The organism is Jeotgalibacillus campisalis (genome assembly GCF_000829515.1).
GTDB classification, from domain to species: Bacteria; Bacillota; Bacilli; order Bacillales; family Jeotgalibacillaceae; genus Jeotgalibacillus; species Jeotgalibacillus campisalis.
Genome location: NZ_JXRR01000016.1, coordinates 1 through 26,175 on the forward strand (window position 1 = coordinate 1; position 26,175 = coordinate 26,175).

The following is a 26,175-nucleotide window of genomic DNA, read 5'->3' on the forward strand; positions in this document are numbered from 1 at the left end:
GATCAGGTAGATAGGTTCGAGGTGGAAGCATAGCGATATGTGCAGCTGACGAATACTAATCGATCGAGGACTTAACCTATAAAAAAGTGTAGCGTTTACTCGTTTGTTCGTTTGTTTTGATGTCTTATCCAGTTTTGAAGGAATGATTAGCAAATTATTTCTTTATTCTATTGAATTTCCTCTTGCGCAATGTTATAATCTAACTTGTCGCAAAGAGAACAAAATGTCTAGTAATGATAGCGAAGAGGTCACACCCGTTCCCATGCCGAACACGGAAGTTAAGCTCTTCAGCGCCGATGGTAGTTGGGGGTCTCCCCCTGTGAGAGTAGGACGTTGCTAGGCTGATTTTCCACAGTAGCTCAGTGGTAGAGCTATCGGCTGTTAACCGATCGGTCGTAGGTTCGAGTCCTACCTGTGGAGCCATATGGAGAGCTGTCCGAGAGGTCGAAGGAGCACGATTGGAAATCGTGTAGGCGGCTACCGCTGTCTCAAGGGTTCGAATCCCTTGCTCTCCGCCATAAATCTTATAACGTATTAAAAGGCCCGTTGGTCAAGCGGTTAAGACACCGCCCTTTCACGGCGGTAACACGGGTTCGAATCCCGTACGGGTCACCAAAGACATTTGGAGAATTAGCTCAGCTGGGAGAGCATCTGCCTTACAAGCAGAGGGTCGGCGGTTCGAGCCCGTCATTCTCCACTCGTTAACATCAGAGAGAGACAGTGTTATAATTGTTTAACTTTTTCTCACCTGTTTCTAAAAACGAGCATATACTTATTAACGCGGGGTGGAGCAGTTCGGTAGCTCGTCGGGCTCATAACCCGAAGGTCGCAGGTTCAAATCCTGCCCCCGCAATTACCAAGGTCCCGTGGTGTAGCGGTTAACATGCCTGCCTGTCACGCAGGAGATCGCCGGTTCGATCCCGGTCGGGACCGCCATTTTCTATAAAAACATTGAAAATTTATAGAATACATAGTTCGATTTGCAGTATGGCTTTGTAGCTCAGTCGGTAGAGCAATGGACTGAAAATCCATGTGTCGGCGGTTCGATTCCGTCCAAAGCCACCATATTTTTATTGTATTGATCGTGGAGGGGTAGCGAAGTGGCTAAACGCGGCGGACTGTAAATCCGCTCCTTCGGGTTCGGCAGTTCGAATCTGCCCCCCTCCACCATTTTAGGGGCATAGTTTAAAGGTAGAACAGAGGTCTCCAAAACCTCCGGTGTGGGTTCGATTCCTACTGCCCCTGCCAATTTTAAAATTTTATAATTATGGCGGTCGTGGCGAAGTGGTTAACGCACCTGATTGTGGTTCAGGCATTCGTGGGTTCGATTCCCATCGGTCGCCCCATTTTTAATTTATGGGCTATAGCCAAGCGGTAAGGCAACGGATTTTGATTCCGTCATGCGTTGGTTCGAATCCAGCTAGCCCAGCTTTAGCGGGAGTAGTTCAGTGGTAGAACACCACCTTGCCAAGGTGGGGGTCGCGAGTTCGAATCTCGTCTTCCGCTCCATTTTTTTTTGGCGGCATAGCCAAGTGGTAAGGCAGAGGTCTGCAAAACCTTTACCACCGGTTCGAGTCCGGTTGCCGCCTCCAATAGTAAGCCTGAGTGGTGGAATGGCAGACACGTCGCACTCAAAATGCGATGCCGCGAGGCGTGCCGGTTCAAGTCCGGCCTCAGGTATCAGTATACTAAAAAGGTTCTCAGCGATTATGTTGAGAACCTTTTTTTATTTTTCTATACGAAATGCTGGGGTTCTCACTCAACACTGCAGAAATGAAAAATGTACGACATCATGCATTCTTTTATACTTGAATTGTCGAGAATCAAGTATTGATTGGAGATGCGTACAGTTGAATTTTATTTTTTAAGTCTTATTAATGCCGGATTTGTTAATTACCTATTTTAATAGTCAGTATTTGTTGGTATGGTTAATGGTAAATGCTTGTCTAGCTATTATTTTTCATTGAATACGATCTTACTGGAATACAGTGCGAGGTAAAAGAATATAGTGAAGAAAAGACTTGAAGATATCTTATATTTACTAATGTGCATTCAACCTGATTTTAAAGAGGAAAAAAATATTAATAAATGTATATAATTTTGTCGAAAGATGTTGACCTCATGTAAATTTAATGTTAAATTTATATATGTTGCTGATGCGGGTGTAGTTTAGTGGTAAAACCTCAGCCTTCCAAGCTGATGTCGTGAGTTCGATTCTCATCACCCGCTCCACAATACATAGCCAACGCAGTGTTTCGTTGTATCAACGAAGCATTGCGTTTTTTCTATTTTAAATAAATAAGCTCAAAATATTATCCCGCTTACATTAGATATAAAATAAAACCGGGTGCAAGCCGCCCGGTTTTGGTCTGTGTTACTATAAATCAATCAGTTAACCTAAATTATATAACTCTTACCTGATCCTCCATGCACTTGAAGAAACATGTCTTTAAGTGATTCCGTTAATTTTAAATGGTCTTCTGGAGACAGGCTGGGTCTAAGATAAATAATCTGAAGCGCTTCGTTTGTACTCTGATTTACAGCTGTTCTTTGTGAATCAACAAAAGGACTTCCGAATGCTCCATTTTCGTCAGCAGATACCAGCAGATTTTTAAGAGAGTTCGAGCGGCCGTTAAGTCCTGTATATTCTTCACCTGGTTCGCCAAGCCGGATTGATACATCACCATTTATCTGTGATGTGTCATAAAGACCAATTGGGGACTGATATTCAAGGGAAAAGAAATTGTTAAGGTCCACAGCAGAATGTACTGGGGTTAAATAATTTTGTTTTTTGATTCTGCGGTAGAGAGATTCTGCACTGGGTCGGTAACGGTTAGGATCTTTGCCCAGCGCTTTAAAGATTCTTCTCCACTCTTTAATGCCTTCGAGGTCCGTTACTTGTGAGTCTTGCAGTTCAAAGAAAATGGATTCCTGAAAAAGCTGCAGCCGGCCTTTAAGCATCTGGGGAGATTCCCCTATTTGAATATCTTTGTATTGAATGATGCCAAAGGAAAGAGGTTCTTTGTGTTGCAGGGTTGGATGAACATATACTTTCATGGTAGCAGCTCCTCGGTTAGTGTTATTACCGTTTATGATAGCAGAAAGCTGAGCATGTTAAAATAAAGATACTCTTTTGAAAGGAGGGACGGGATGAATTATCGATTGTTGAAACAGGAAATAAAAGATCATGCAGATTCGCTTGGAATTGACAAAATCGGTTTTACAACGGCAGATGTTTTTACTGAAATGAAAAACCATCTGATCAGACAAGAGCAGCTGGATTATCAATCTGGTTTTGAAGAAAAAGATATAAATAAACGTGTGGATCCTTCGTTAATTTTTTCGGAGCCCCGTTCCATTATTGCAATTGCACTTGCTTATCCTTCTAAGATGAAAGATTCCCCGAGAAGTGTGAAGGGTGAGAGAAGAGGCATTTTTGCACGAGCGTCCTGGGGAACTGATTATCATGAAGTACTCAGGGATCGTTTAAACAAGCTTGAAGCCTTTATTAAGGAAAGAGTGCCTGAAGCCCGTTTCCGTTCTATGGTGGATACTGGAGAGCTTGTAGACCGTGCTGTAGCCGAGAGAGCCGGGATAGGATGGAGTGCTAAAAACTGTGCAGTGATTACGCCTGAGTTTGGTTCGTACGTTTATTTGGGCGAAATGATTACAAACCTTCCTTTTGAACCTGACGAGCCGATGAATGACCAATGCGGGTCCTGTAATAAATGTGTAGATGTGTGTCCAACAGGCGCGCTGGTTCAAGGTGGACAGCTGGACGCCAAAAAATGTATTGCTTTTCTTACACAAACAAAAGGTTTTTTGCCTGAACAATACCGATCTAAGATTGGCAACAGAATCTATGGATGTGATACATGTCAGACTGTGTGTCCTAAAAACAAGGGGAAGGATTTTCATTTTCACCTTGAAATGGAGCCTGACCCGGAAATTGCAAAGCCTTTATTAGAGCCTCTTCTTACCATTAGTAACCGGGATTTTAAAGAAACGTATGGTCATGTTTCAGGGTCATGGAGAGGAAAAAAGCCAATACAAAGAAATGCCATTATTGCTCTTGCACATTTTAAAGAAGAAAGTGCTCTTCCTTCTTTGATCAGTGTGATGCAGGAGGATGTGAGACCCGTTATCCGGGGGACGGCAGCATGGGCTGTAGGAAAGATCGGCGGCGAGGAAGCACATCAGGCATTACTTGCATTTAAGGATCAAGAAGAAGACGAAGAAGTTCTGATAGAAATCCAAAAAGGACTGTCGTTTCTTAATAATTAATCATGTAATCACCTTATCTGTCGTAGGATGGCAAAAAGGGGTGATTTGAAATGGCGTATAATCGGGGAGATGCAGTCCTGTATGCAGAGAAGTGGTGGAATGGAAGAAATCCCGCTTATCCATCTTTTGAAGTGGACTGCACGAACTTTATCTCGCAATGTCTGCGTGCAGGCGGCTGGTCGATGACAGGATATCCAAACCGCTCAAAGGGCTGGTGGGTACGAACTAATTCATGGAGCTTCAGCTGGTCTGTTGCTCATTCTCTTAAATGGTACCTTGAATCGAGCGGACGGGCTCAGCAGGTGTCAAAGGCCAGTGCCTTGAAACAGGGGGATGTAATCTGCTATGACTTTGAAGGTGACGGCAGAATCAATCATACGACCATTGTCACTGCCATGCGCTCAGGTGTGCCGCTTGTTAATGCTCATACAAGCGACAGTCGAATGAGAAATTGGGAGTATACTGATTCGTCTGCTTATACACCGGAAATTAAATATTACTTTTATGCAATTACGTGATAAAATAGATAAATGATTTACGCTATTGAAAAGATTGTTTGAGGTGAAAAGATTGGGAAATCATATTGTATTGTATCAGCCTGAAATACCTGCTAACACAGGAAATATTGCACGAACATGTGCTGCAACTGACACGGCTCTTCATTTAATCCGTCCGCTTGGTTTTTCAACTGATGATAAAATGCTAAAGCGTGCTGGTCTGGATTACTGGAATCATGTACAGATTCATTACTATGATTCGTTAGATGAGTTTTTTGAAAGCAATGCACAAGGTGAATATTTCTTTTTAACTAAATATGGAGAAAAGCCTCATTCCACTTTTAGCTATGAGGATACTGAAAAAAATTATTATTTTATTTTTGGAAGAGAAACGTCAGGTCTTCCTTCTGAGGTTATTGAGAAAAATAAAGATAAAGCCATCCGTGTGCCAATGAACGATCATGTCAGATCTCTTAATTTATCTAATACTGCAGCGATTTTAGTTTATGAAGCACTGAGACAGCAGGATTTTCCGGGGCTTAAATAATCGCTTGACACGATTCTTTTTTTGAATCGTGTTTTTTATTTGTTAAAACTTTGATTTTGAATAGGGCTTCGGTACAATTAGGAAGAAAGATAGAGGAAAGGAGCGTAAATTTATGAATAAAACAATAGAGTTACTTGAAAATCACCGGTCTGTCCGTAAGTTTAAAGATGTGGCTTTAACGGATAATCAAATTAAAACCATTGTTGAGGCTGCTCAAATGGCGTCAACGTCCAGCTTTATTCAAGCTTATACAATAATTGGCATAACAGATAAGGAAAAGAAAAAAGAATTAGCTGCACTTGCAGGAGGTCAGGAATATGTAGCTGAGAGTGGACATCTATTTTTATTTTGTGCTGATCTTTACCGTCACGCTCAAATCGGAAAAATAAAGGATGCGGACGTACTGCCATCGATTGAGAGCACAGAGAAATTTATGGTAGGAGTTATAGATGCCTCGCTTGCAGCTCAAAACGCCGCTATTGCAGCTGAATCAATGGGGCTTGGCATCTGTTATATAGGAGGTATCAGAAATAATCTGCCGGAAGTCAATAAGCTGATTGATGCACCGGATTATGTTGTTCCTTTGTTTGGATTAACTGTCGGAGTGCCTGATCAGGAAACGGCGACTAAACCAAGAATGCCATTTGAAATGATTTACCATGAAAATAAGTACGAAAAAGACCCTGCGCAGTTAGAAGATAAACTGAATAAATATGATCAGGGAATTTCCGCATATTATCATGAAAGAACCAAGGGTGCGCGAAGTGATCAGTGGTCAGAACAAATGGCCAAAATGCTCGAACGAAAAAGCAGATTGTATATGAAGGATTATATTGAAGAAAAAAAATTAAATCGTCACTAATAGGAATGGTAGTTTTAGCAGCCTGAATAAGTTAAGTAAAGCTACATGTCTGTCACACCAAGGTCTTAGTCGATTGCATTCGACAGGATCTGGGCGGGACAGGCATTTTTTTGGTGTTGTATCTTACTGACATAGTGTTTTATATTACGGACTTCCCCGCTTAACCCCCAAGATCGTATACAATCCTATAAGATAAAATGAAAGCGATTACAAATAGCGAAGGGAGTGTTCAATTTGAAAAAAATTAAGCAAGTAACAGCGATGACGTTAGCAGCAGTATTGATTTTATCCAGCTTTTCATTTTCTCAAAAAAGCTTAGCGGCTGATGAGGAGGGAATTATCCAGTCTGTCACCACTGATAAAGCTATGTATGACCCGAGTGAGAAAGCAGAACTGAGCATTAATCTTACGAACTTAAACGGCGGGGATCTAAAGAAAGGGATTGTTGAGATCAGGGCAAAGCACCTTGAAAAGCAAGTTGGCTCCACTATTAAAAGAAAGTTCACATTAAAAGAAGGCAAATCAAAAACACTTACGATTAATTGGAAGGCACCTGCAGATGATTTTAAAGGCTATCTGATTGAAGTGAATGTAAAAGATGAAGCTGATATCGTTATTGATTCGGATACGGTTGGGGTAGATGTATCTTCAAGCTGGACAAAGTTCCCCCGTTACGGCTATGTCTGGAACTTTACAGAAGATGTGGACGTGGAGAGAAGAATTGAGAAACTAAAGAACTACCATATTAACGCCTTACAATATTATGATTGGAAATACCGTCATCATAAGCCAGTGGCCGATAACCTGGACGTCTGGGATGATTGGTCAGGCAGACCGATTTATGGTGATTCGGTCCGCAGCTATATTGCTGAAGCTCAAAAAGCAAATATGGTTAATATGTCTTATAATATGGCATACGCAGCCGTCTCTGGTTATGAAAACGATGGCGTAAAGCAAGACTGGGCTCTTTATTATTCAGACGACAATCCAAGAGGAGAAGGGCATTTTAACTTCAAAATGTCAGACGAAACACCGACTGGTATTACCCATTTATACTTTTTTGATATGAGCAATAAAGGATGGCAGAATTACATTTTTGCAGAAACGAATAAAGTATTTGATGCATTTGAATTTGATGGCTGGCACTCTGACACGGTTGGAGAATGGGGAGAGATGAAAAATTCTAAGGGTGAAACCTTATTTGTAAAAGACACGTATACAGAGTTCCTTAATGCAGCTAAAACCGCTATTGGAGACAACTATCTGGTTTTTAACCCGGTTGGAGCGCAGGGGATTGAAAAGGTTAATATCAGTGATGTGGATGTTCTATATACCGAGATGTGGCCATGGGATAGAGATATAAATGGAGAGCTCTATGACTCCTATAACTCTTTAAAGACAGAAATTGAAAGATCAAGAGAAGAGAGTGGCGGTAAGTCTTTAGTCATTCCTGCCTACATGAGCTATGACTATGGTGAAAGTAATCCAGGCAGCCCGTTCAACACATCAGCCGTGTTATTAACAGGTGCTTCCGTTTATGCAGCAGGCGGATCTCGTATGGAGTTGGGGGATGACGGGAATATGCTCAGCAATGAATATTTTCCTGCTCAAAATTTGTACATGACTGATAACCTTGAAAAGCGAATAGCCAAACAATACGATTTCATTGTTGCTTATCAAAACCTTCTTAGGGATGGTCAAACAGAAACAGAAAACGCTATTGAAGTAGTCGATTATGAGAATAATGAAAACGGAGATCCTAATACGATCTGGACATATGGGAAAAAAGATGATAACTATGAAATTATCCAGATGATTAATTTATTGGGCGTTAGCCAAAACGACTGGAGAGCCAACTATGGTGAAAAAGAAAAACCTAACAAAATTTGCGATTTTAAAGTTAAATACTATTATTCAGATGAAGTAAATTCTGTATGGCTGGCTTCGCCGGATGAAAAAGACGGGCGTTCCCAGGCACTGTCCTTTACAAAAGGCAGTGATGAGTCAGGGGACTATATTGTGATTGATGTCCCATCCCTGGAATACTGGAACATGATCTACATGAGCGGTGATGAACCGCAAAGCACCGATGATGAACAAGATTCTAGATTAAACGTGACAAAATTGATGAACCATTTTGCAGCAAAAAGAGATTTGCGGAAGCCCTTAGTTAAACAACTTAGCAATACACTTAGACAGGCAGATCATCATTTGAAAAAAGGTTCTGATGATAAAGCGGTAAACTTTTTAGAAAAGGCTTTAGATCAATTAAACCGAAAATCAAATAACAGAGCTGTTACGAATGAAGCAAGGGAGGCTTTAAATAAAGCTATAGATCTTGTCATTTATGACTGGAGTAACACAAATACTTGTGAAGACCCTGATGATCAGGAAGAAATACCTGCTCCGTCCGGAGAGCTTATAAACGGAGGTTTTGAGAAGGGAACACAGGGTTGGACATTTAGTGGCACAGCAGGGCACGGCGTTGACAACTATGATGCTTATGAAGGGTATAAGTACTGGATATGGGGTGCTGAAGAGTACACTGCAACTGTATCTCAAACAGTAAAAGGTCTGGAAAACGGAACTTATACAGTCAGTGCAATGCTCAAACAAAATACAGGTATTCCAATAGAAAGTAAAATGGAAGTATCCGGCTATGGGGGAGATCCTGTTGATAAGGCCATCCCTCACAGCCAGAGCTATGAAAAGATTAGTGTATTAGCAGAAGTAACAAACGGTGAACTCACCATTTCATTTAAACAACAGGGACCTGGAGATACAAATCTGCAAATAGATAATGTTGAAATAGTGAAAGAGCAATGAACCGGTAGTAAATAAGTTAAAGATAAAAATAAGACTGTCGAGAGGTTCTCGACAGTCTTATTTTTATTTACAGCTTGTCTAGCCATTAGTCCTTGTGTGTACCTGGCTTGGAATCATAGCCTGCTGCGAAAATAGCAGCAAGAAACGCCACACAGATACCTAAAATTAGTATAGTATTCATTTGATATGGCCTCCTTTTCAACGGAAAAAATGATCTGCTGTTTAAAATTATACCCTAAAATACAGTATTAGTGAACGTATAGTGAGATTTATTGTGAAGAAACAATGAAATTGTCTTATAAATTCGTTCAGACAAGATAAACATGGGGAAAATCTTTTAACTCTGGGAGAAAAAAAGTTTCTTTGTACAAAGAAATAGTACTATTTAATTCTTTAAATACCTCCTGTATCTGATTGAAATGGGCTGATGTGAAAATCACAAGTCATATTTTCTACTTTTTTTCTTAAAATAGTTAAGAACCATCGCAATGAATTTTGATTTTTCGTTTTCATGCAAGCCGAAGTTTCAGCATACCTTTCTACATAAGGCCAATAAGGAGGCGACGTTGTTGGATATTTTAAGAAGAATGGCTGAATATAGAAGCGAGGAAGAAAATTTAAAATGGGAAGGTACGTTTTCTGAATACGTCGAATTGCTAAAAGAAAGGCCATGGGTGGCTCAATCAGCACATTCACGTGTGTATAACATGATAAAAGATGCCGGTGTGGAAGAGAAAAATGGAAAAAAGCAGTACCTCTTTTTTAAAAATCAACTTTTTGGTTTAGAAGAACCTTTAGAAAAATTAGTAGAGGAGTATTTTCATCCTGCTGCAAGAAGACTAGATGTAAAAAAACGGATTTTGCTGCTCATGGGTCCGGTCAGCGGAGGTAAATCCACGCTTGTTACAATGATGAAAAGAGGGATGGAAGCCTACTCCAGAACAGACAGAGGGGCTGTGTATGCGATAAAAGGCTGTCCGATGCATGAAGATCCGCTTCACCTCATACCACATGCATTGAGAGAAGATTTTCAAAAAGAATATGGTATCCGAATTGAAGGCAATTTGTCGCCTTTAAATCTGATGCGCTTAGAAAAAGAGTTTGATGGACAAATTGAAAATGTACCGGTTGAACGGATCTTTTTCTCAGAAGACAAGCGTGTAGGGATCGGTACGTTCAGTCCTTCTGATCCAAAGTCTCAGGATATTGCCGATCTGACAGGAAGCCTTGATTTTTCTACTATTGCAGAATATGGATCAGAAAGCGACCCTCGAGCTTACCGGTTTGATGGCGAGCTCAATAAAGCGAACCGCGGCATGATGGAGTTTCAAGAAATGTTAAAATGCGATGAGAAATTTTTATGGCACTTGCTCTCGCTTACCCAGGAAGGAAACTTTAAAGCTGGAAGATTTGCGTTGATTTCGGCTGATGAAATGATTGTGGCTCATACAAATGAAACGGAGTACCGGTCATTTATCTCCAACAGAAAAAATGAAGCTCTTCATTCTCGTATCATCGTGATGCCGATCCCGTATAATCTTCAAGTGACACAGGAAGAAAAAATTTATGAAAAACTGATTTCAGAAAGTGATGTCGCAGGTGTACACATTGCTCCTCATACACTTAAAATTGCTGCGATGTTTACCATTCTTACCCGTCTGAAAGAACCGAAACGAAAAGACATTGACTTAATTAAGAAAATGCGTCTTTATGATGGTGAAACGGTTGAAGGATTTAATGGGGCAGATCTGCAGGAATTAAAAACCGAATACGATGACGAGGGCATGAATGGAATTGATCCTCGATATGTGATTAACCGGATTTCTTCCACTATTATTCGGAAAGAGGTTTCTTCTATTAATGCGCTTGATGTTTTACGATCGCTGAAAGAAGGACTTGATCAGCATGCTTCCATTACGAAGGATGTAAAAGAAGCTTACCTGGGTTATATTTCACTGGCACGCCGCGAGTTTGATGATATGGCGAAAAAAGAAGTTCAAAAAGCCTTTGTCTACTCGTATGAGGAGTCAGCAAAAACGCTTATGGATAATTATCTAGATAATGTGGAGGCTTACTGCCACAAATCCAAACTGCGTGATCCGTTGACTGGAGAAGAAATGACACCGGATGAAAAGCTGATGCGTTCCATCGAAGAACAAATAGGCATTTCAGAAAATGCAAAAAAAGCATTCAGAGAAGAAATTTTAATTCGAATTTCCACTTATGCAAGAAAAGGCAAGCGATTTGATTATCAGTCTCATGACCGTTTAAGAGAGGCCATTCAAAAGAAATTATTTGCTGACTTAAAAGATGTGGTTAAAATTACGACCTCATCGAAAACGCCGGATGAGCAGCAGCTTAAGAAAATGAATGAAGTAATTGCACGCCTGATTGATGAGCATGGCTATAATACTTCGAGTGCCAATGAATTATTAAAATATGTTGGCAGTCTTCTTAACAGATAATATCTGCACAAGTCCTTTCCGGAATCATTGGAGAACCAGTATACAGCTGGTTCTTTTTTTATTTGTCAGCCCATGCTCCGTACTTGATACATAATGGAAGCCAATCCATGCACATAAGTCTTCATTTTTAGTAAAAAATAAGAAAAATGATGAAGATTCTTTGCAAAAGGATCTTACTTTCTGATCAATATTGAAACTTTTATCGATTATAATCGTATAAAAGTATAGGAAAGCAATTTAATCTTATTTGGATTAGACGTTTACCTCTAAGTGATTAGTGTAAAAGAAAAAGTAGGAAAATATAGAAGGGACGGATGAAAGATGAAAACATCCACCACTTTAAAATGGGTGACAGGAGGACTCGAAGCGTTTTTTGCTATTCCTTTTATAGGAGGCATCGTAATCGTCTCTCTATCATGGGCACCACTCTGGATCATGCTGGGCCTGCATATTGTAACGCTTATTTTTTCGATACGTGAGCTGGAAGCAAGAACAGGGAGTATAGTTGGAATTGTGGCGAGTGTCATTGGATTTGTGCCATTCGTTGGGTTTATAATGCATATAGCAGCCTCTATTATTTTGCTGATTGATGCAGCTAAAACATCGGCTCGTGAAAAGGAATTGACGTAATCTTTATTAGGCGTCAGAAATATGAACAAGATGATGCTTGTATCTGTTTTGATCATCTTAGAGGCTGGGACAAAAATTTGTCTCAGTCTCTTTTAGTTTACTTCGCTTTTTTAATTCCGACGCTATCCGTCACACTCTTAAAGAATCGACACCTTCTGCTCGGCCTACATCTTTTTTATGATTTAAACAGACTCCGTTTATACAACTATTTATCGTTACTTCCCAGACTGATCATAATTTGACTTGAACGTAATATAATCTTTCTTCCCGAGGAAAGTATTCAATTGACCTGAATTGAACAGGTCACACTTAAAATATAGGCGCATGCGTCCTGTTACTTCCCGTTACAAGTAAAATAATTAGAAAATTCAATTAAATTAATTATCAAACACCGTAATCACATTGGTGCTTAAAATTAGAACAAAATGCTTCTGCTTTAATTAGTAAATATTTTTTCATTGCCGCATACAATGAATTACGAATGGAAGAAGGGAGAGCAGACCATGAAAATGGATGAGCGGTCGTCCACAATCCTATCACAAGAAGATTGGTCCCTTCACCGACAAGGACAGGATGATCAAAAAAGACATCAAGAAAAAGTTAATGAAGCGATTAAAGACCAGCTGCCAGAGCTTATTACTGAAGAAAGCATTGTCATGTCAAATGGAAAACAAGTTGTTAAAATTCCAATCCGTTCATTAGATGAATACAAGATCCGGTACAACTATGATAAGAAAAAACATGTCGGCCAAGGCAATGGAGACAGTCAGGTAGGTGATTTGATTGCCAAAGGCAGTCCTGAACCTGGCCAGGGAGCAGGTCAAGGGGCAGGTGAAGAGGCAGGCGTTGACTATGTTGAAGCAGAGGTATCTTTATTAGAGGTGGAAGAAGCATTATTCAAGGAGCTGTCACTGCCAAAATTAAAGCAAAAAGAAGAATCAGAAGAAATTACAAAAGACATTGAATTTAATGATATTCGGAACAAAGGACTTACAGGAAATATCGATAAAAAGAAAACAATGATGAGTGCATTTAAGAGAAATGCCATGTCAGGATCACCAACTTTTAATCCAATCTTGCCTGAAGATTTGAGGTACAGAACCTGGAATGAATCAGTCGAACGGGAATCAAAAGCGGTTGTACTAGCTTTAATGGATACAAGCGGATCGATGGGGGCATTTGAAAAGTATGTTGCTAGAAGCTTCTTTTTCTGGTTGACTCGATTTTTGCGCCATAAATATGACCATGTTGAGCTCCGGTTCATCGCACACCACACAGAAGCGAAAGAAGTTGAAGAAGAAACCTTCTTCTCCAAAGGAGAGAGTGGAGGAACCATTTGTTCTTCAGCGTATCGCAAAGCACTCGAGTTAATTCAAAACGAATATCCGATTCAGCGTTATAATGTGTATGCTTTTCATTTTTCGGATGGAGATAACTTAACATCAGATAACCAGCGCTGCCTTCCTTTAATAGAGGAGCTGTCGAAAGTATGCAATTTGTTTGGCTATGGCGAAGTAAATCAATATCAGCGTCAATCTTCACTTATGTCGATTTACAAAAAAATTCCCGAAGATGAATTGAGATACTTTATCCTGAGAAGAAAATCGGATGTGTTTTTTGCCTTAAAGCATTTTTTAAAAGAAGAAGTTTAATAACAAAGTCCTGCAAAGAAAGCCGAAGAAGCATTTGTGCTCTTCGGCTTTCTTTGCATTTAATGAGGAAGAAAAACAAGCTGATACGCAAAAAGAACAGCAAACATGTAAACAAGAGGATGAACTTCTTTCCACTTGCCGCGGAAAATCTTAAGAATTGGGTATGAAATAAATCCTAAAGCAATACCGGTAGCGATGCTTGAAGTTAAAGGCATGCTCAATATAATTAAAAATGCAGGAAAAGCCTCGTCTAGCTCATCCCAATTAATTTTGGCTATTGTCCCCATCATTAAGCTTCCGACAATAATTAAAGCTGGCGCCGTAATTGCCGAGACGCCGGATACAGCGCTGACCAGCGGACCGAAAAATGCAGATGCTATAAAAAGCACAGCAACAGTAACTGTTGTTAAGCCTGTGCGTCCGCCTGCTGCGACGCCAGAGGAAGATTCAATATAAGCAGAAGTAGGGCTTGTACCGACCATTGCACCTGCTGTAGCGGCTACTGAGTCAGCCAGAAGCGCCTGTCTTGCTCTTGGCAGCGTTTTGCCCTTCATTAACCCGGCCTGCTGGGCAACCCCGATCATTGTGCCGGTTGTATCAAAAATCGTTACAAGTAAAAAGGAAAAAACGACTGCAAACAATCCATACTGAATCACGTCTCCAAAGGCTGCAATCGGATTAGAGACGATTAATCCTTCAGGAAGACCAGGAAGTGCCACTACGCCATCAAATTTAAGCTGATTCGTAAAATATGCGATTGCACCAGTTATCAGCATACCGATAAATAAAGCCCCATTTACGCGCAGAACCATGAGAATAAGGGTTATAGCAAGTCCGGAAAAAGCTAGAATCACGGGCTTGGAATGAAGGTCCCCAAGAGCGACCAGATTATCAGGATGCGCTACGATTATGCCGGTCAGCCGCATTCCAATAAAAGCGATGAAGAAACCGATGCCCGCTGTAATCCCATGCTTTAAATTATCCGGGATCGCTTCAATCAGTTTTTTACGGAACGAAGTAAGGGATAATAGTGTAAAAATAACGCCTGAAACAAATACAGCAGCAAATGCCACTTCATAGGTAATATTTGTATTGGTCCCGACAACAGAAAAAGCAAAGTAAGCATTTAACCCCATTCCGGGTGCGATGGCAATCGGATAATTTGCAAATAGAGCCATCCATAATGTACCGATTACAGTTGCGATGATCGTGGCAAGAAAGACTTGATCAAACGGAACGCCCGTAGTAGATAAGATAATCGGGTTAACCACGACGATATAAACCATTGTCATAAAGGTAGTAAAACCGGCAAGCACTTCTGTTTTTACCGTAGTTTGGTTTTCTTTTAAATGAAAGCGAAACAATTGATTCAACTCCTAGCTAAAAAATACGAACATTAAAAATCACAAAGACTATAATATTCGTTTGTAGAACAAAATTCAACCCCTGGACCAAAAAAACAGTCGAAACAAAGAAAATGTAAGATGATGACGTTGCAATTTTTAGACGTTTCGATAAGATGGAGAAGAAGCATAAACTAACAATACGCTTCGGAAGCAGGGTGACGTATGTATAATGATTTGAAAAATAGATCGACAGCAGAACGGGCAGAAATGCTCACACGTCGTTTGGTCGGGATTAAAAGCTACACGAGAACTCTAGGAGAAACTGAAAAGGTGAAAGAAATATATTCCATCATTAAGTCTTTTCCATATTTTCAAAAACATCCGGAGGACGTGTGGATTCAATCAATTGCCGGAGATCCTTATAATCGCATAAACGTTTGGGCGAAGCTTAAAGGCAGACAAAAAAAGACTGTTTTGTTCCACAGTCATATAGATACAGTGGAAACAGATGATTTCGGCACGCTTCAATCGCTTGCTCATGATCCGGATGCCTTACAGCAATACTTTTCTACGTATGAAGGGGATGAGCGGGTAAAAGAACAGGCTCTTTCGGGAGACTGGCTGTTTGGGAGAGGATCGCTCGATATGCAGAGCGGCGCGGCCATTCATTTGACAAATTTACTTGAACTGTCTGAACAAAAAGATTCCCTTGACGGGACTATGCTGTTTCTTTTTAACCCTGATGAAGAAAGTGAACATGCAGGCATGCTTGCTGCACTGCAGGAGCTTCAAAGGATGAAGGATGAGGGGCTGAAGTATGTAGCGGCCATAAACAATGATTTTATTGCACCTATGCATGATCAGGATGATACAAAGTATATTTATACGGGTGCTGCCGGAAAAGTATTGCCTTCTTTTTATATATACGGACGTGAAGCGCATGTTGGGGATGTTCTGACTTCAATTGATCCCACACTGGTAGCCTCTGAGATCAACAGGAAGATCAATCAGAACCTGGATCTGGTAGAAGAACTGGAGGGTGAATATGTACTGCCGCCTGCGTGTCTTTATTTTAAAGAAGACAAGCATAGCTATAATGTTCAAACAGCGGTGAGCGCAAGAATGTACTTTAATTATTTTGTTTTTGAACTAACGGCAAAAGACGTTATGGATAAGTTGCTTTCTGTGACAAGAGAAACAGTAGAAGAGCTGAGAATTCAAAGTGAAAGAAGATACGATGAATTTAGAATCCATCATGGGTTTCCTCCAAGTAACTGGAAATGGGAAGTGGCTGTCTGCACGTATGAAGACCTGCAAAATGAACTGAGAAATAAGGGACTGCCGGTCGATAAAGTATTGGACCGTGTGGCAAAGGAATGGAAAGGTAAAGATCGGAGAGAAGCTTCTTTTGCTCTTGTTGAAGCGTTGCAGCAGCTTGATCCGGACAAAAAACCCCGTGTTATTTTATTTTTTGCGCCTCCATTTTTGCCGCATAACTATTTAAATGAGCAGTACGAGTATGGAACCGAAATTCGTGAAAAGCTTGTTAAACGGCTGGAGGTCGTAACAGCTGAAAGCAATGAAACGTTTGCCACTAAAAGGTTTTTTCCGTATTTGGCAGATGGAAGTTATCTTTCTCTTCACGAAACAGAAGAAGAAGTAAACGTTTTAAAGAAAAATATGCCGCGCATGTCAGACATTTATCCTTTGCCAATCGATTTAATAAGAAGTGTTAACATTCCTTCCATTAATATCGGAGTATATGGGAGAGATGGTCATAAATGGACGGAACGGGTATATAAGCCGTATACATTTCATGTATTACCAGGCCTGATCAAAAACTTTGCTCTGGATCTCGTGGCAAAAAAAGAGAGAACGCAATAAATTGCGTTCTCTCTTTTTTAATAGGTCTTGGAAATGAAGTACAGTTTATACGAAAGAAACCAAATCGTTAATATCAAGTCTGCCAGATGGACGTGCTTCTTTCATGCCTTTTCCAACAGTAATCAGCATAACTGGCACATAACGGTCAGAGATTTCAAATTCTTCTATTAGAGAGGAAGCACTAAAGCCGCCGATCGGACATGTATCCCATCCTTTTGCTTTTGCAGCGAGCATAAACTGCATAGCTGCCAGTGACGCGTTTGTAAAAGCAGCGTCCCGGCCAAATTGTTCACTTTCATAAGCTGCTTGAATTTGACCATTCAAAGCCTGTTTGATTTCATCTGATAACATTCCCGCATTTACAGCAGGCTCAAAAACAGGGTCTACGTTCTCATTTGCACGAAGATCTCCCAATACAGCTATGACAGCGGAAGCATCAGCGATTTGCTGTTGATTATACGCGATCGGCAAAAGGCGTTCCTGAGATTCTTTATTGTGAAAAGCAAGAAAGTTCCAATGCTGAAGATTCCAGGCTGACGGCGACTGGCCTGTTACTTCAAGCAATTCCATCAGTTCTTCTCTTGAAATTTCTGCGTTTGTATCGTACTCCTTAGTGGAACGGCGCTCCTGCATCACAGTAAGCACGTTTTGTTCTAGAGTTGAAGTCGTCATATAAATTCCTCCCAATAAATCTTCATCGAGTAAGTTACTTTTAGTTAGTAGTAAATCGTGTATTACTATAGTATAGATAAATTTTAGAGTCAAGAATTTGAATCGAGATAGAAGTTTTCAGACCGAAAAAAGCTGTCCGGAAACTCAGTCCTTTAACTGAGATCGGAACAGCCTCTTATTTATTGTTCAAGTTAGATAAAAAAATGTTTCATTTGTGCTAACTGATTTTGTTCTTTTAGCATATCTCCCGGTTTTTTCGCTTCTCCTATAAAATAGTTTTTAAAATCCATGTTCATAAATTCGCAGATAAGCTGGAATTGGAGGATGAGCGGAATTCCTTTAACGCTTACTCGATCGCCTCCACAAATTAGAACATATACCGGTTTTTTCTGCATCTTTTGTTTAAAATCAAGATCAGGATCTCGTAGTGCCTGTGACCACCGATCTACAAATGTTTTCATATAACCGCTCATTCCATACCAGTAAACAGGTGTAGCAAACAAGATTGTATCGGCCTGGACCATTTTTTTTATTAAACCTGCATGGTCATCCTCTACAGGCGTAAAGCCATTTTCTGTGTGCCGCTGATCGGTAATTTGGTGGATGGTCTGTTTACGAAGATAAATCCAATCCACATCGCCATCAAAATATTTTGCAGCTTCTTTAGCGAGAATTTCTGTATTTCCGTTATCGCGCGAACTTCCACTTATAATCAGTAAACTCATAGGAATCTCCGACCTTTCAAATTGAATTTATGACAAGTAAAGTATAGCTTCTGTCATCCTCAAATTCATTTATTTTATGCTCAGTTTAGAGAAGTATACGTTAAACTGGTTTTCCAAAATAGGCAATTCAAACATATTGAATTGTTTAAATCCTTTTATAGAGGGGATTATAACTAGAACGTTGTTTTTTAATTATGTGTAATTCAATTTGAAGGAGAGATGGTAAACATGTCAAATGTAAAATTGGCTATTATTTATTACAGCTCTACAGGCACGAATTACAAACTGGCAAAATGGGCAGAAGCAGCAGCACAGGAAGCAGGTGCTGAGGTCAAAGTATTAAAAGCAGAAGAAACAGCTCCTCAGCAAGCCATTGCAGCAAATCCGGCATGGAAAGAGCACTATGAAGAAACAAAAGATGTACCAAACGTTACGCTGCATGATCTTGAATGGGCTGACGCTTATATTTTCAGTACCCCTACTCGATATGGCAGTGCACCCGCTCAAATACGGGCGTTTATGGATACGACTGGTGGACTCTGGTTTAATGGCAAGCTGGTTAATAAGGTAGTCAGTGCAATGAGTTCTGCTCAAAACCCTCATGGAGGACAGGAAGCAACGATCTTGTCACTTTATACGTCAATGATGCACTGGGGGGCCATTATTGCGGCTCCGGGCTATTCGGATCCTGTGACGTTCAGTTCAGGTGGCAATCCGTACGGTACGAGTGTAACCGTTGATCAGGACGGGAATATGCTTGAGGATGTTGAGGAAGCTGTAAAACATCAGGCCCGCCGTACAATTGAAATCGCGCAGATGGTAAACAATGGGACAAAATAATTAACATACAAGTGTTTAAATTGAAGTACAGATCCCAACAAAAGCCTGGAGGCATGCCTCCAGGCTTTTGTTGGGATGATCAGTTTGTTCAGAATCGTGGGCGTTTGTTAGGGTCAGGTGCCTCAACGAAAATAGTTTCGGAAGTTAAGGGGTGGACGAAGCTGATTTTCACCGCATGCAGAGCCTGAAATTGATGCAGAGGAGTTTGTTTGCCCCCATAAAGAGTGTCCCCAACAAGTGGATGGCCGATAGAATCAAGATGAACACGAATCTGATGCGTTCTTCCCGTATCTAATTCGAGTTCAAGCCAGGAAGTTTGCAAGTTTGGATTGAATTGAATTTTTCTAAAATGAGTAACGGCTTTTTGGCCGCCGGGGGACACTCTTTTCCTTGAATTATGATGGCGGTCATTTCCAATCGGTTTATTAATCGTACCGCTGGTTTCAGATACGTTCCCGTGGACAAGCGCCCAGTAGACCCGTTTGATCAAACGATCCTCCAATGCCCGATCGAGCAGCGGCTTGATCGCAGCGTGTTTTGCAAAAACAATCGTGCCAGTCGTATCCCGATCAAGGCGATGAATAGGCTGAGCATAGCCATTTTCTCCTTTTTGCTGTAAATAATGTACAACTCCGTTTACCAGCGTGTCCGAAGCATCAGGATGATTAGGATGTGTATCGATATGAGGAGGCTTATTTGCAATTAAAAGATGATCATCCTCGTATAAGACCGAGAAGTTCATTTTTGCCGGCAGGTAGGTGGGCGGCTCCTCTTCAAAGCGGATGGTAACGAGATCTCCTTGTGTTAAAACCGCTTTCCATTCAGTAAGTTGTCCATTTAAGTCAATGGCTTTATTCATACGCCATAAGTGAATTTGCTTTTTACCGAAATTCCATTCGCTGCGCAGTGCTTCTTCAATTGATTTACCCGCTGTTTGAGCAGATACAGTGATCGTAAAAGACGATTGACTCATATTCATTCTCTCCTTTAATAAATTTAGATTATCCTGATCATAAAAAGAGCTTGGGACAAATGTGTCTCAAGCTCCGTCAGGTCCTGCTGGAGCCGCCGCCTTCCGCTCCGATCTCCTCATATTTACGATTTAATGAGCTTCAATTTAAACATCTTTCGTAGTTTTGTCTCAACCTCTTTACAATTGGACTCAGAAAGTCATTAAACAAGTCTTAATTTATTCGTTTCCAACATTGCGTGCAAAGAACTCTTCATACTCACTTTCACTGGCTGCTCCGACAATTCCATCAACTGCCTCGCCGTCTTCGAAATGTATAAGAGTCGGGGTTGACTGGATAGAATATTTGTTCCACTGATCTTTAAATTCAATTAAATTCATCTGAACCATATCCACGTCCATGTCTTCAGCTAGAGGAGCAAGTTTAGGTGTGGTTTCAAGACAATATTGGCATTCCGGACTGAAGAAATAAACAGTCGTTGGTTCACCGCTTGAAATTCTTTCATCCAGTTCGTTTGGCAAAATTTGATTTGCATAATTTGGATCGTCTAGTAAATCAATCGTTGACTGTTCAAGATCTTCTTTTCCGTAAGGGTTATCCTCCGTTTTTGAAGCGTTTTGCATATTGGTAATAATAGCTATGGAAGCAAAAATGACAACAATAATTGCCCCGAAAATAAGTACTTTTTTCATCTGGCTTTTTCTCCTTTCAGCTGCTTTAAAATGAATAAGCTTAAAATAAAAATGATAGCAAAAGCGGTTAATGCAAGAAATGGTATTGTGATAAATCCAAACCAGTTGATATACTCACCCGTACAGGATACCATCCCGCAGGCAGGAGCGCTGTCTGACAGAAAATCAAGCTTTTGAATGCCATAATGATAGATCGAAACAAGTCCGCCGATGCCTGATAAGCACGCAGAATAAACAGCGGCTTTTGCATCTTTTCTGTAAATAGCTGCAGCAAGCAAAATGACAATAGGGTACATGAAAATCCTTTGATACCAGCATAATTCACATGGTTCATATCCTCTTATTTCTGAAAAATACAGAGAGCCCATCGTAGCCAGTAAAGATGCTGCCCAAGCTGCAAAAAGGAAATTTTCTGTTTTCTTTTCCATTTTTATGCCTCTTTTCTACTCAACCTCATACATAGATCGATTCATGAAGATTGTAAAAGGTAATGATGAATATGACAAGCGCATCTTTAATTAATTTCAAAAGTATTACTTAAATTTGTCTATTATTTGGCAGGTAAATAAAGGAATTGAATTTAATAATGCGGTGTTTTCATCATACTTAATGTAAAGCAACGATTCAACTATGTCTTAAGTCTGCAAAAGAATGCAAACAAAACGATTCCAATGTCGAAAAGCACAAGCTATAATATGTAATGGTAATGAAGCGTTTAAGTTCCGTGAAAGAAGGGGATGTAAAACGTTGAGAAGGAGTGGGAATCATGTCTGAAAAATTGGATTTAACACAGTTTGAGAAAAAGATGATCATACGAACAATGATTCATCCGGATATAGAGAAAATTATAGAAATGCAGCGGCTTTGTTTTCCAGGCATGGAGCCATGGAAAATCGAGCAGCTTGAGAGCCATCTAGATACATTTCCTGATGGACAGCTTGTCGCTGAACTTGACGGAGAGATTATCGGCTCCTGCTCAAGTTTAATTATAAATTTTGACGAATACGATGATCGGCACACCTGGGATGATGTCACGGATGAAGGATATATAACGAACCATAATCCTGACGGCTACAACCTTTATGGAATCGAGGTCATGGTTCATCCAGAATACCGGCGCATGAAAGTAGGACACAGACTTTACGAAGCTAGACGTGAACTGGCACGGGAGTACAACTTGAAAAGCATCATTATAGGAGGACGCATTCCTAATTTCCATAAGCATGCAGAAGAAATGTCGCCACGTGAATATGTGGATTCTGTTCAAATGCATAAGGTGTATGATCCTGTCTTATCGTTCCAGCTTTTAAATGGATTTACTTTAATGAGAATCAATCCGAATTACTTGCCGGATGATAAGCAGTCGAATAAATATGCTACATTGATGGAATGGAATAATGTGGATTACCGCCCGAATTCCAAGCGCCACTTTAAAACAAGTCATCCTGTCCGCATTTGTGTCGTTCAATACATGATGCGTCAAATTGACTCATTTACGGACTTTGCAAATCAGGTTGAATATTTTACGGATGTAGCTTCTGATGCTCACTCTGATTTTGTTGTATTTCCGGAAATTTTTACTACGCAGTTAATGTCATTTTTAAACGAGAAATCTCCGAGCATGGCGGTTAGAAAACTGACCGATTATACAGAAGATTATATTGAACTCTTTACCGATCTGGCTGTTCGTTATAATGTGAATATTATTGGCGGCTCTCACTTTGTAAAAGAGGACGACGACGAAATCTACAACATCGCTTATTTATTCCGCAGAGATGGCACGATTGAAAAGCAGTATAAGCTTCACATCACGCCAAACGAACGGAAATGGTGGGGGATCAGCCCTGGAAACGAAGTTCGGGTGTTTGATACAGATTGCGGTAAGATTGCGATCCAGATCTGTTATGACATTGAATTTCCTGAGCTTGCACGCATTGCAACAGACAAGGGAGCAAAGATTATTTTTACTCCGTTTTGTACAGAAGACCGCCAAGGCTATCTTCGTGTGCGTTATTGCTCTCAGGCAAGAGCTGTGGAAAATCAAATCTATACGGTTATCTCAGGTACTGTAGGAAATCTTCCTGAGACAGAGAATATGGATATTCAGTATGCACAATCCGGTATTTTTGCTCCATCAGATTTTGAGTTTTCCCGTGACGGAGTTGTAGGTGAAACGGATCCAAATCTTGAAATGGTCATGATCGGAGATGTCGATCTGGAAATTCTTCGCCGTCAGCGTCAAAGCGGAACCGTACGTCAGTTAAAAGACAGAAGACATGATATATATAATATTGAATATAAAAAATAACTCTTTAATCAAGGTGAGTATTTTTTGACACTCCCTTAAAACAGAAGGCTGCCGCCGCTTCGATCATCAGTAGAAGCAGCGGCAGCTTTTTTGTATCGATGCGAAAGTTTAATGACTTGCCTCTTCACTAAAGTAATTAGTTTGAACAAGTCATGTATACATGATCAAAAAAATGGGTATTGGTTTATACAGTCTGCTGATTACGGATGATTTTTAATTGGAAAGTCTCAGCAGATTATTCTTGGATTTTTTTCTCAAGGCTTCCTTTTCAAAGCCGATTCTTCTTAAGGTTCGTGATACAATAGAAACAAGGCTAGCCCTTAGATAAAACCATAGGAGGTATAGTATGAGCTACCAACAATCGTATGAGAAATGGTTTTCATTTGACCAGCTGGATGAAGAGGTTTTTTCTGAATTACAGCAAATGAAAGACAATGAAAAGGGTAAAGAAGACGCGTTTTATAAAAATCTGGAATTTGGTACAGGCGGAATGCGCGGAGAAATCGGGGCAGGAACAAACCGAATGAATCTTTATACCGTTAGAAAAGCAGCGGAAGGTCTGGCACGATATATTGAAAATAAAGGAGCGGAAGCAGTCAAAAGAGGAGTTGTTTTAGCTTACGACTGCAGAAGAAAATCACCGGAATTTTCACTTGAAATTGCACGTACTCTCGCGTCTCACGGGATTCAAACCTACGTATTTGAGTCGCTGCGGTCGACCCCTGAACTGTCATTTGCTGTACGCTCATTACATACGTATATGGGGGGAATGATTACAGCAAGCCACAACCCCCCTGAATATAACGGCTTTAAAGTGTATGGAGAAGATGGAGCTCAGCTTAATTTAGCAGATGCAGATGCTGTTATTGAAGAGATTAACGCTATTGATAATGAGCTTGATATTCAAGTCAAATCCATTGAAGAACTGAAAGAGTCAGGTCTGATTAAAATGATTTCATCAAGTGTGGATGATTCATATGTGGAACATCTTATTACTGTCTCAGAAAAGCCTCAATTAGCGAAGGAGACGGATATTAAAGTTGTATTTTCTCCTTTGCATGGAGCGTCAAATGAGATGGTTCAGCGCGGACTTAAAGCGCTTGGGTATGAAAATATTCATATCGTTAAAGAACAAGAGCAGCCAGATTCAGAATTTCCAACAGTCGCTTCTCCTAATCCTGAAGAGCCTGGTGCCTTTGAATATGCGATCAGGGATGGAAAAGAAATAGGAGCAGACCTCTTAATCACAGCTGACCCTGATGGTGACCGCTTAGGACTTGCTGTAAAAGGCCCTAATGATGACTATGTCCTGTTAACCGGAAACCAAACAGGTGCGCTGCTGCTTGATTACTTATTGGGGAGAAAAAGTGAAAAAGGAAGCCTCCCTCAAAATGGAAGAGTGTTTAAAACCATCGTAACCTCTGAAATTGGACGGAAGATAGCTGAGCACTATGGTGCGACTACAGAAGATGTGCTGACTGGCTTTAAATTCATCGGTGAAAAAATTAAACAATATGAAGAATCTGGCGAGCATACATTTCTGTTTGGATATGAAGAAAGCTACGGCTATCTCGTAAAAGACTTTGCCCGTGATAAAGATGCCATCCAGGCAGCTCTTTTAGCGGTAGAAGCTGCTGCTTTCCATAAACAGCAGGGCAATACTTTGTATGAGGTTCTTTTATCGCTATTTGAAAAGCACGGGTATTACAAAGAAGGGCTGGAATCGTTAACGCTTAAAGGAAAAGAAGGAGCAGATAAAATCCAGTCAATTCTGACGGGTTTCCGGGAGCACCCAATCAGGGAAGTTGCCGGTCTTGCCGTCCATTCACAGGATGATTACGGAACACAAAAACGTTTAATTACAGCTAAAGGAAAAGAAGAGGACATTTTGCTTCCCGCTTCAAATGTCTTAAAGTACTTTTTAGAAGATGGTTCCTGGGTTTGTATCCGACCGAGCGGCACAGAGCCTAAAGTTAAATTTTATTTTAGTGTAATTGGATCAAGCCTTGAAGACAGCGAAAATAAATTAGCAGAAATTAAAGAAGCATTTATGGATAAAGTGCACTCCATGGTGTAAACGAGTCTCATCAAAAATACGATTCAAGCTGAAGCAGCCTTCTTCCCGGAGGCTGCTTCAAGTCGTTTTGAGTACGTTGGAATGATAATTTCTAAAGCATTTTTACATGATGGAAGCAACTACATACTGAATTTTATGTAGATCATATTTATACTCCACGTATCTTTACTAAATAAAAAAATCTTAATGGCTGCTTGAACCAATAAGATACGCTTATCCACTGATCTGTTAGGGTCAGCCCCACACCGTTCATCGAGGCCATATGATTAGATTAATGATAAGCCCTCCACTCATCTAAAAGAAAGTTTAGCGTGTGATTACACTAAAAAAGACTTTGTTAATGGGTGGCGGCTATTTTACTTTATAAGACGCTGACTGCTGGAGACCTGAGTCTTGAAGCGCAATATTCAGCGTAACGAAAAAGCTCTGTGTAATGATAAGCGGTGGTTTCCTGAGGTTGTGGATAGTGTATGCCTTTTAAAAGAGATTTTATTTTTTTGGATAGCAGATCATCCTTCGTGCGAACCATCAAAATAAGCATGTCATCCCAGGAGTGCCGGTATAAATAAAGCAGAGTGCGGTCATAGTCATTGTTCATGTCTACTGTCCATCCTCCTTTCAGAGAAGTTATCATTAGTATGTGCTGAAAATCATAAATTTGTTCTGAAAATAATGAGTGAAAAAATGGAGCGATTGGACGTTGTTAACTTGTTGCCAGCATGAAGAGGGATAAGAAGGATATCATAATAATTTATAAAATTCAGGTACGCCTAAAATAATCCATAAATGTATTTCACCCTGTTCTGAAGGCTGCCGGTCTTTGCAAGATCTATGTTGTACATTAAAGAAGGTTAAGGAAATTGATCTAAGAAATACTCATCATTCATGAACTTTTAC

At 40.3% G+C, this 26,175-nt stretch carries 20 protein-coding genes, 15 tRNA genes and 1 rRNA gene; 28 read left to right on the forward strand and 8 right to left on the reverse strand.

Going from position 1 to position 26,175, the window contains the following annotated elements; all coding sequences use genetic code 11:
• The first annotated feature begins 226 nt into the window (after window positions 1-226).
• From rrf to KR50_RS12010, 16 genes are all read left to right on the forward strand, one after another.
• Window positions 227-342 (forward strand): 5S ribosomal RNA (gene rrf, locus KR50_RS11935).
• Between the two features lie 6 nt (window positions 343-348).
• Window positions 349-423, forward strand: a tRNA-Asn gene (locus KR50_RS11940).
• Window positions 424-426: 3 nt separating this feature from the next.
• Window positions 427-518: transfer RNA gene (locus KR50_RS11945), tRNA-Ser, on the forward strand.
• Window positions 519-540: 22 nt separating this feature from the next.
• A tRNA-Glu gene (locus KR50_RS11950) sits at window positions 541-615 on the forward strand.
• A 9-nt stretch (window positions 616-624) separates the two neighbouring features.
• Window positions 625-697 (forward strand) — tRNA-Val (locus tag KR50_RS11955).
• A gap of 82 nt (window positions 698-779) precedes the next feature.
• A tRNA-Met gene (locus tag KR50_RS11960) sits at window positions 780-853 on the forward strand.
• 7 nt (window positions 854-860) lie between these two features.
• Window positions 861-936: transfer RNA gene (locus tag KR50_RS11965), tRNA-Asp, on the forward strand.
• A 53-nt stretch (window positions 937-989) separates the two neighbouring features.
• A tRNA-Phe gene (locus KR50_RS11970) sits at window positions 990-1,065 on the forward strand.
• Window positions 1,066-1,086: 21 nt separating this feature from the next.
• A tRNA-Tyr gene (locus KR50_RS11975) sits at window positions 1,087-1,170 on the forward strand.
• 4 nt (window positions 1,171-1,174) lie between these two features.
• A tRNA-Trp gene (locus KR50_RS11980) sits at window positions 1,175-1,248 on the forward strand.
• A 22-nt stretch (window positions 1,249-1,270) separates the two neighbouring features.
• Window positions 1,271-1,346: transfer RNA gene (locus KR50_RS11985), tRNA-His, on the forward strand.
• Between the two features lie 11 nt (window positions 1,347-1,357).
• A tRNA-Gln gene (locus KR50_RS11990) sits at window positions 1,358-1,429 on the forward strand.
• Between the two features lie 5 nt (window positions 1,430-1,434).
• Window positions 1,435-1,509: transfer RNA gene (locus KR50_RS11995), tRNA-Gly, on the forward strand.
• A 9-nt stretch (window positions 1,510-1,518) separates the two neighbouring features.
• Window positions 1,519-1,592, forward strand: a tRNA-Cys gene (locus KR50_RS12000).
• Window positions 1,593-1,599: 7 nt separating this feature from the next.
• A tRNA-Leu gene (locus KR50_RS12005) sits at window positions 1,600-1,680 on the forward strand.
• A 478-nt stretch (window positions 1,681-2,158) separates the two neighbouring features.
• Window positions 2,159-2,232 (forward strand) — tRNA-Gly (locus tag KR50_RS12010).
• A gap of 165 nt (window positions 2,233-2,397) precedes the next feature.
• On the opposite strand, the gene KR50_RS12015 is transcribed toward KR50_RS12010, so the two are convergent.
• A complete protein-coding gene (locus KR50_RS12015; protein WP_041058839.1) occupies window positions 2,398-3,057 on the reverse strand; it encodes a B3/B4 domain-containing protein in 660 nt (219 codons plus the stop codon).
• Between the two features lie 93 nt (window positions 3,058-3,150).
• Here KR50_RS12015 and queG point away from each other — a divergent pair, with 93 nt between their 5' ends.
• The 8 genes from queG (at window position 3,151) to yhbH (ending at window position 13,763) form a co-directional block, all read left to right on the forward strand.
• On the forward strand, window positions 3,151-4,284 hold the full coding sequence (queG, locus tag KR50_RS12020) for a tRNA epoxyqueuosine(34) reductase QueG (protein WP_041058840.1): 1,134 nt from the start codon (window positions 3,151-3,153) through the stop codon (window positions 4,282-4,284).
• A gap of 50 nt (window positions 4,285-4,334) precedes the next feature.
• Window positions 4,335-4,802, forward strand: a complete 468-nt coding sequence (locus KR50_RS12025) for an amidase domain-containing protein (RefSeq protein ID WP_041058841.1) — start codon at window positions 4,335-4,337, stop codon at window positions 4,800-4,802.
• Between the two features lie 52 nt (window positions 4,803-4,854).
• Window positions 4,855-5,328 (forward strand): tRNA (uridine(34)/cytosine(34)/5-carboxymethylaminomethyluridine(34)-2'-O)-methyltransferase TrmL, encoded by a 474-nt coding sequence (trmL, locus tag KR50_RS12030; RefSeq protein WP_041058844.1) that lies wholly within the window; start codon window positions 4,855-4,857, stop codon window positions 5,326-5,328.
• Window positions 5,329-5,440: 112 nt separating this feature from the next.
• Entirely contained in the window at window positions 5,441-6,190 is a 750-nt protein-coding gene (gene nfsA / locus KR50_RS12035) for an oxygen-insensitive NADPH nitroreductase (protein ID WP_041058847.1), read from the forward strand.
• A gap of 234 nt (window positions 6,191-6,424) precedes the next feature.
• Window positions 6,425-9,016, forward strand: coding sequence for a glycoside hydrolase family 66 protein (locus KR50_RS12040; protein WP_052477073.1), 2,592 nt, complete (start codon window positions 6,425-6,427; stop codon window positions 9,014-9,016).
• Window positions 9,017-9,603: 587 nt separating this feature from the next.
• The gene (locus tag KR50_RS12045; protein WP_408606155.1) at window positions 9,604-11,481 is read left to right on the forward strand and encodes a PrkA family serine protein kinase; all 1,878 of its coding nucleotides are present in this window, start codon (window positions 9,604-9,606) and stop codon (window positions 11,479-11,481) included.
• A 321-nt stretch (window positions 11,482-11,802) separates the two neighbouring features.
• Window positions 11,803-12,111: a hypothetical protein gene (locus KR50_RS12050; protein WP_041058858.1), complete on the forward strand. Its 309-nt coding sequence runs from the start codon at window positions 11,803-11,805 to the stop codon at window positions 12,109-12,111.
• Window positions 12,112-12,614: 503 nt separating this feature from the next.
• The gene (yhbH, locus tag KR50_RS12055; protein ID WP_041058860.1) at window positions 12,615-13,763 is read left to right on the forward strand and encodes a sporulation protein YhbH; all 1,149 of its coding nucleotides are present in this window, start codon (window positions 12,615-12,617) and stop codon (window positions 13,761-13,763) included.
• A gap of 59 nt (window positions 13,764-13,822) precedes the next feature.
• Here the strand turns inward: yhbH and KR50_RS12060 are convergent, their stop codons facing one another.
• Window positions 13,823-15,127, reverse strand: coding sequence for an NCS2 family permease (locus KR50_RS12060; RefSeq protein ID WP_041058863.1), 1,305 nt, complete (start codon window positions 15,125-15,127; stop codon window positions 13,823-13,825).
• A 204-nt stretch (window positions 15,128-15,331) separates the two neighbouring features.
• On the opposite strand from KR50_RS12060, the gene KR50_RS12065 reads away from it, so the two are divergent.
• Complete coding sequence (locus KR50_RS12065) at window positions 15,332-16,993, forward strand: M20/M25/M40 family metallo-hydrolase (RefSeq protein WP_041058866.1); 1,662 nt, start codon at window positions 15,332-15,334, stop codon at window positions 16,991-16,993.
• A 45-nt stretch (window positions 16,994-17,038) separates the two neighbouring features.
• Here the strand turns inward: KR50_RS12065 and KR50_RS12070 are convergent, their stop codons facing one another.
• Window positions 17,039-17,665: a nitroreductase family protein gene (locus KR50_RS12070; RefSeq protein ID WP_041058869.1), complete on the reverse strand. Its 627-nt coding sequence runs from the start codon at window positions 17,663-17,665 to the stop codon at window positions 17,039-17,041.
• A 191-nt stretch (window positions 17,666-17,856) separates the two neighbouring features.
• A complete protein-coding gene (locus KR50_RS12075; RefSeq protein WP_041058871.1) occupies window positions 17,857-18,390 on the reverse strand; it encodes a flavodoxin family protein in 534 nt (177 codons plus the stop codon).
• 228 nt (window positions 18,391-18,618) lie between these two features.
• On the opposite strand from KR50_RS12075, the gene wrbA reads away from it, so the two are divergent.
• Entirely contained in the window at window positions 18,619-19,230 is a 612-nt protein-coding gene (gene wrbA, locus KR50_RS12080; RefSeq protein ID WP_041058877.1) for an NAD(P)H:quinone oxidoreductase, read from the forward strand.
• A gap of 88 nt (window positions 19,231-19,318) precedes the next feature.
• Here wrbA and KR50_RS12085 read toward each other — a convergent pair whose 3' ends face one another.
• The 3 genes from KR50_RS12085 to KR50_RS12095 all read right to left on the reverse strand — a co-directional run bounded on the left by KR50_RS12085 (window position 19,319) and on the right by KR50_RS12095 (window position 21,321).
• On the reverse strand, window positions 19,319-20,203 hold the full coding sequence (locus tag KR50_RS12085) for an RluA family pseudouridine synthase (protein ID WP_232304280.1): 885 nt from the start codon (window positions 20,201-20,203) through the stop codon (window positions 19,319-19,321).
• 216 nt (window positions 20,204-20,419) lie between these two features.
• Window positions 20,420-20,893, reverse strand: coding sequence for a thioredoxin family protein (locus KR50_RS12090; RefSeq protein WP_041058883.1), 474 nt, complete (start codon window positions 20,891-20,893; stop codon window positions 20,420-20,422).
• Entirely contained in the window at window positions 20,890-21,321 is a 432-nt protein-coding gene (locus tag KR50_RS12095) for a disulfide oxidoreductase (RefSeq protein WP_041058885.1), read from the reverse strand. The genes KR50_RS12090 and KR50_RS12095 overlap by 4 nt, the downstream gene beginning before the upstream one ends.
• A 338-nt stretch (window positions 21,322-21,659) precedes the next feature.
• Between KR50_RS12095 and KR50_RS12100 the strand changes: the two genes are divergently transcribed.
• Together KR50_RS12100 and KR50_RS12105 are read left to right on the forward strand one after the other, a co-directional pair.
• Window positions 21,660-23,201, forward strand: a complete 1,542-nt coding sequence (locus KR50_RS12100; protein WP_041058889.1) for a bifunctional GNAT family N-acetyltransferase/carbon-nitrogen hydrolase family protein — start codon at window positions 21,660-21,662, stop codon at window positions 23,199-23,201.
• A gap of 346 nt (window positions 23,202-23,547) precedes the next feature.
• Window positions 23,548-25,278 carry a phospho-sugar mutase gene (locus tag KR50_RS12105; protein WP_041058892.1) on the forward strand — a complete coding sequence of 577 codons (1,731 nt, stop codon included), beginning with the start codon at window positions 23,548-23,550 and terminating at the stop codon, window positions 25,276-25,278.
• Between the two features lie 361 nt (window positions 25,279-25,639).
• Here the strand turns inward: KR50_RS12105 and KR50_RS12110 are convergent, their stop codons facing one another.
• Window positions 25,640-25,876 (reverse strand): YhdB family protein, encoded by a 237-nt coding sequence (locus tag KR50_RS12110; RefSeq protein ID WP_041058895.1) that lies wholly within the window; start codon window positions 25,874-25,876, stop codon window positions 25,640-25,642.
• Window positions 25,877-26,175 lie beyond the last annotated feature (299 nt).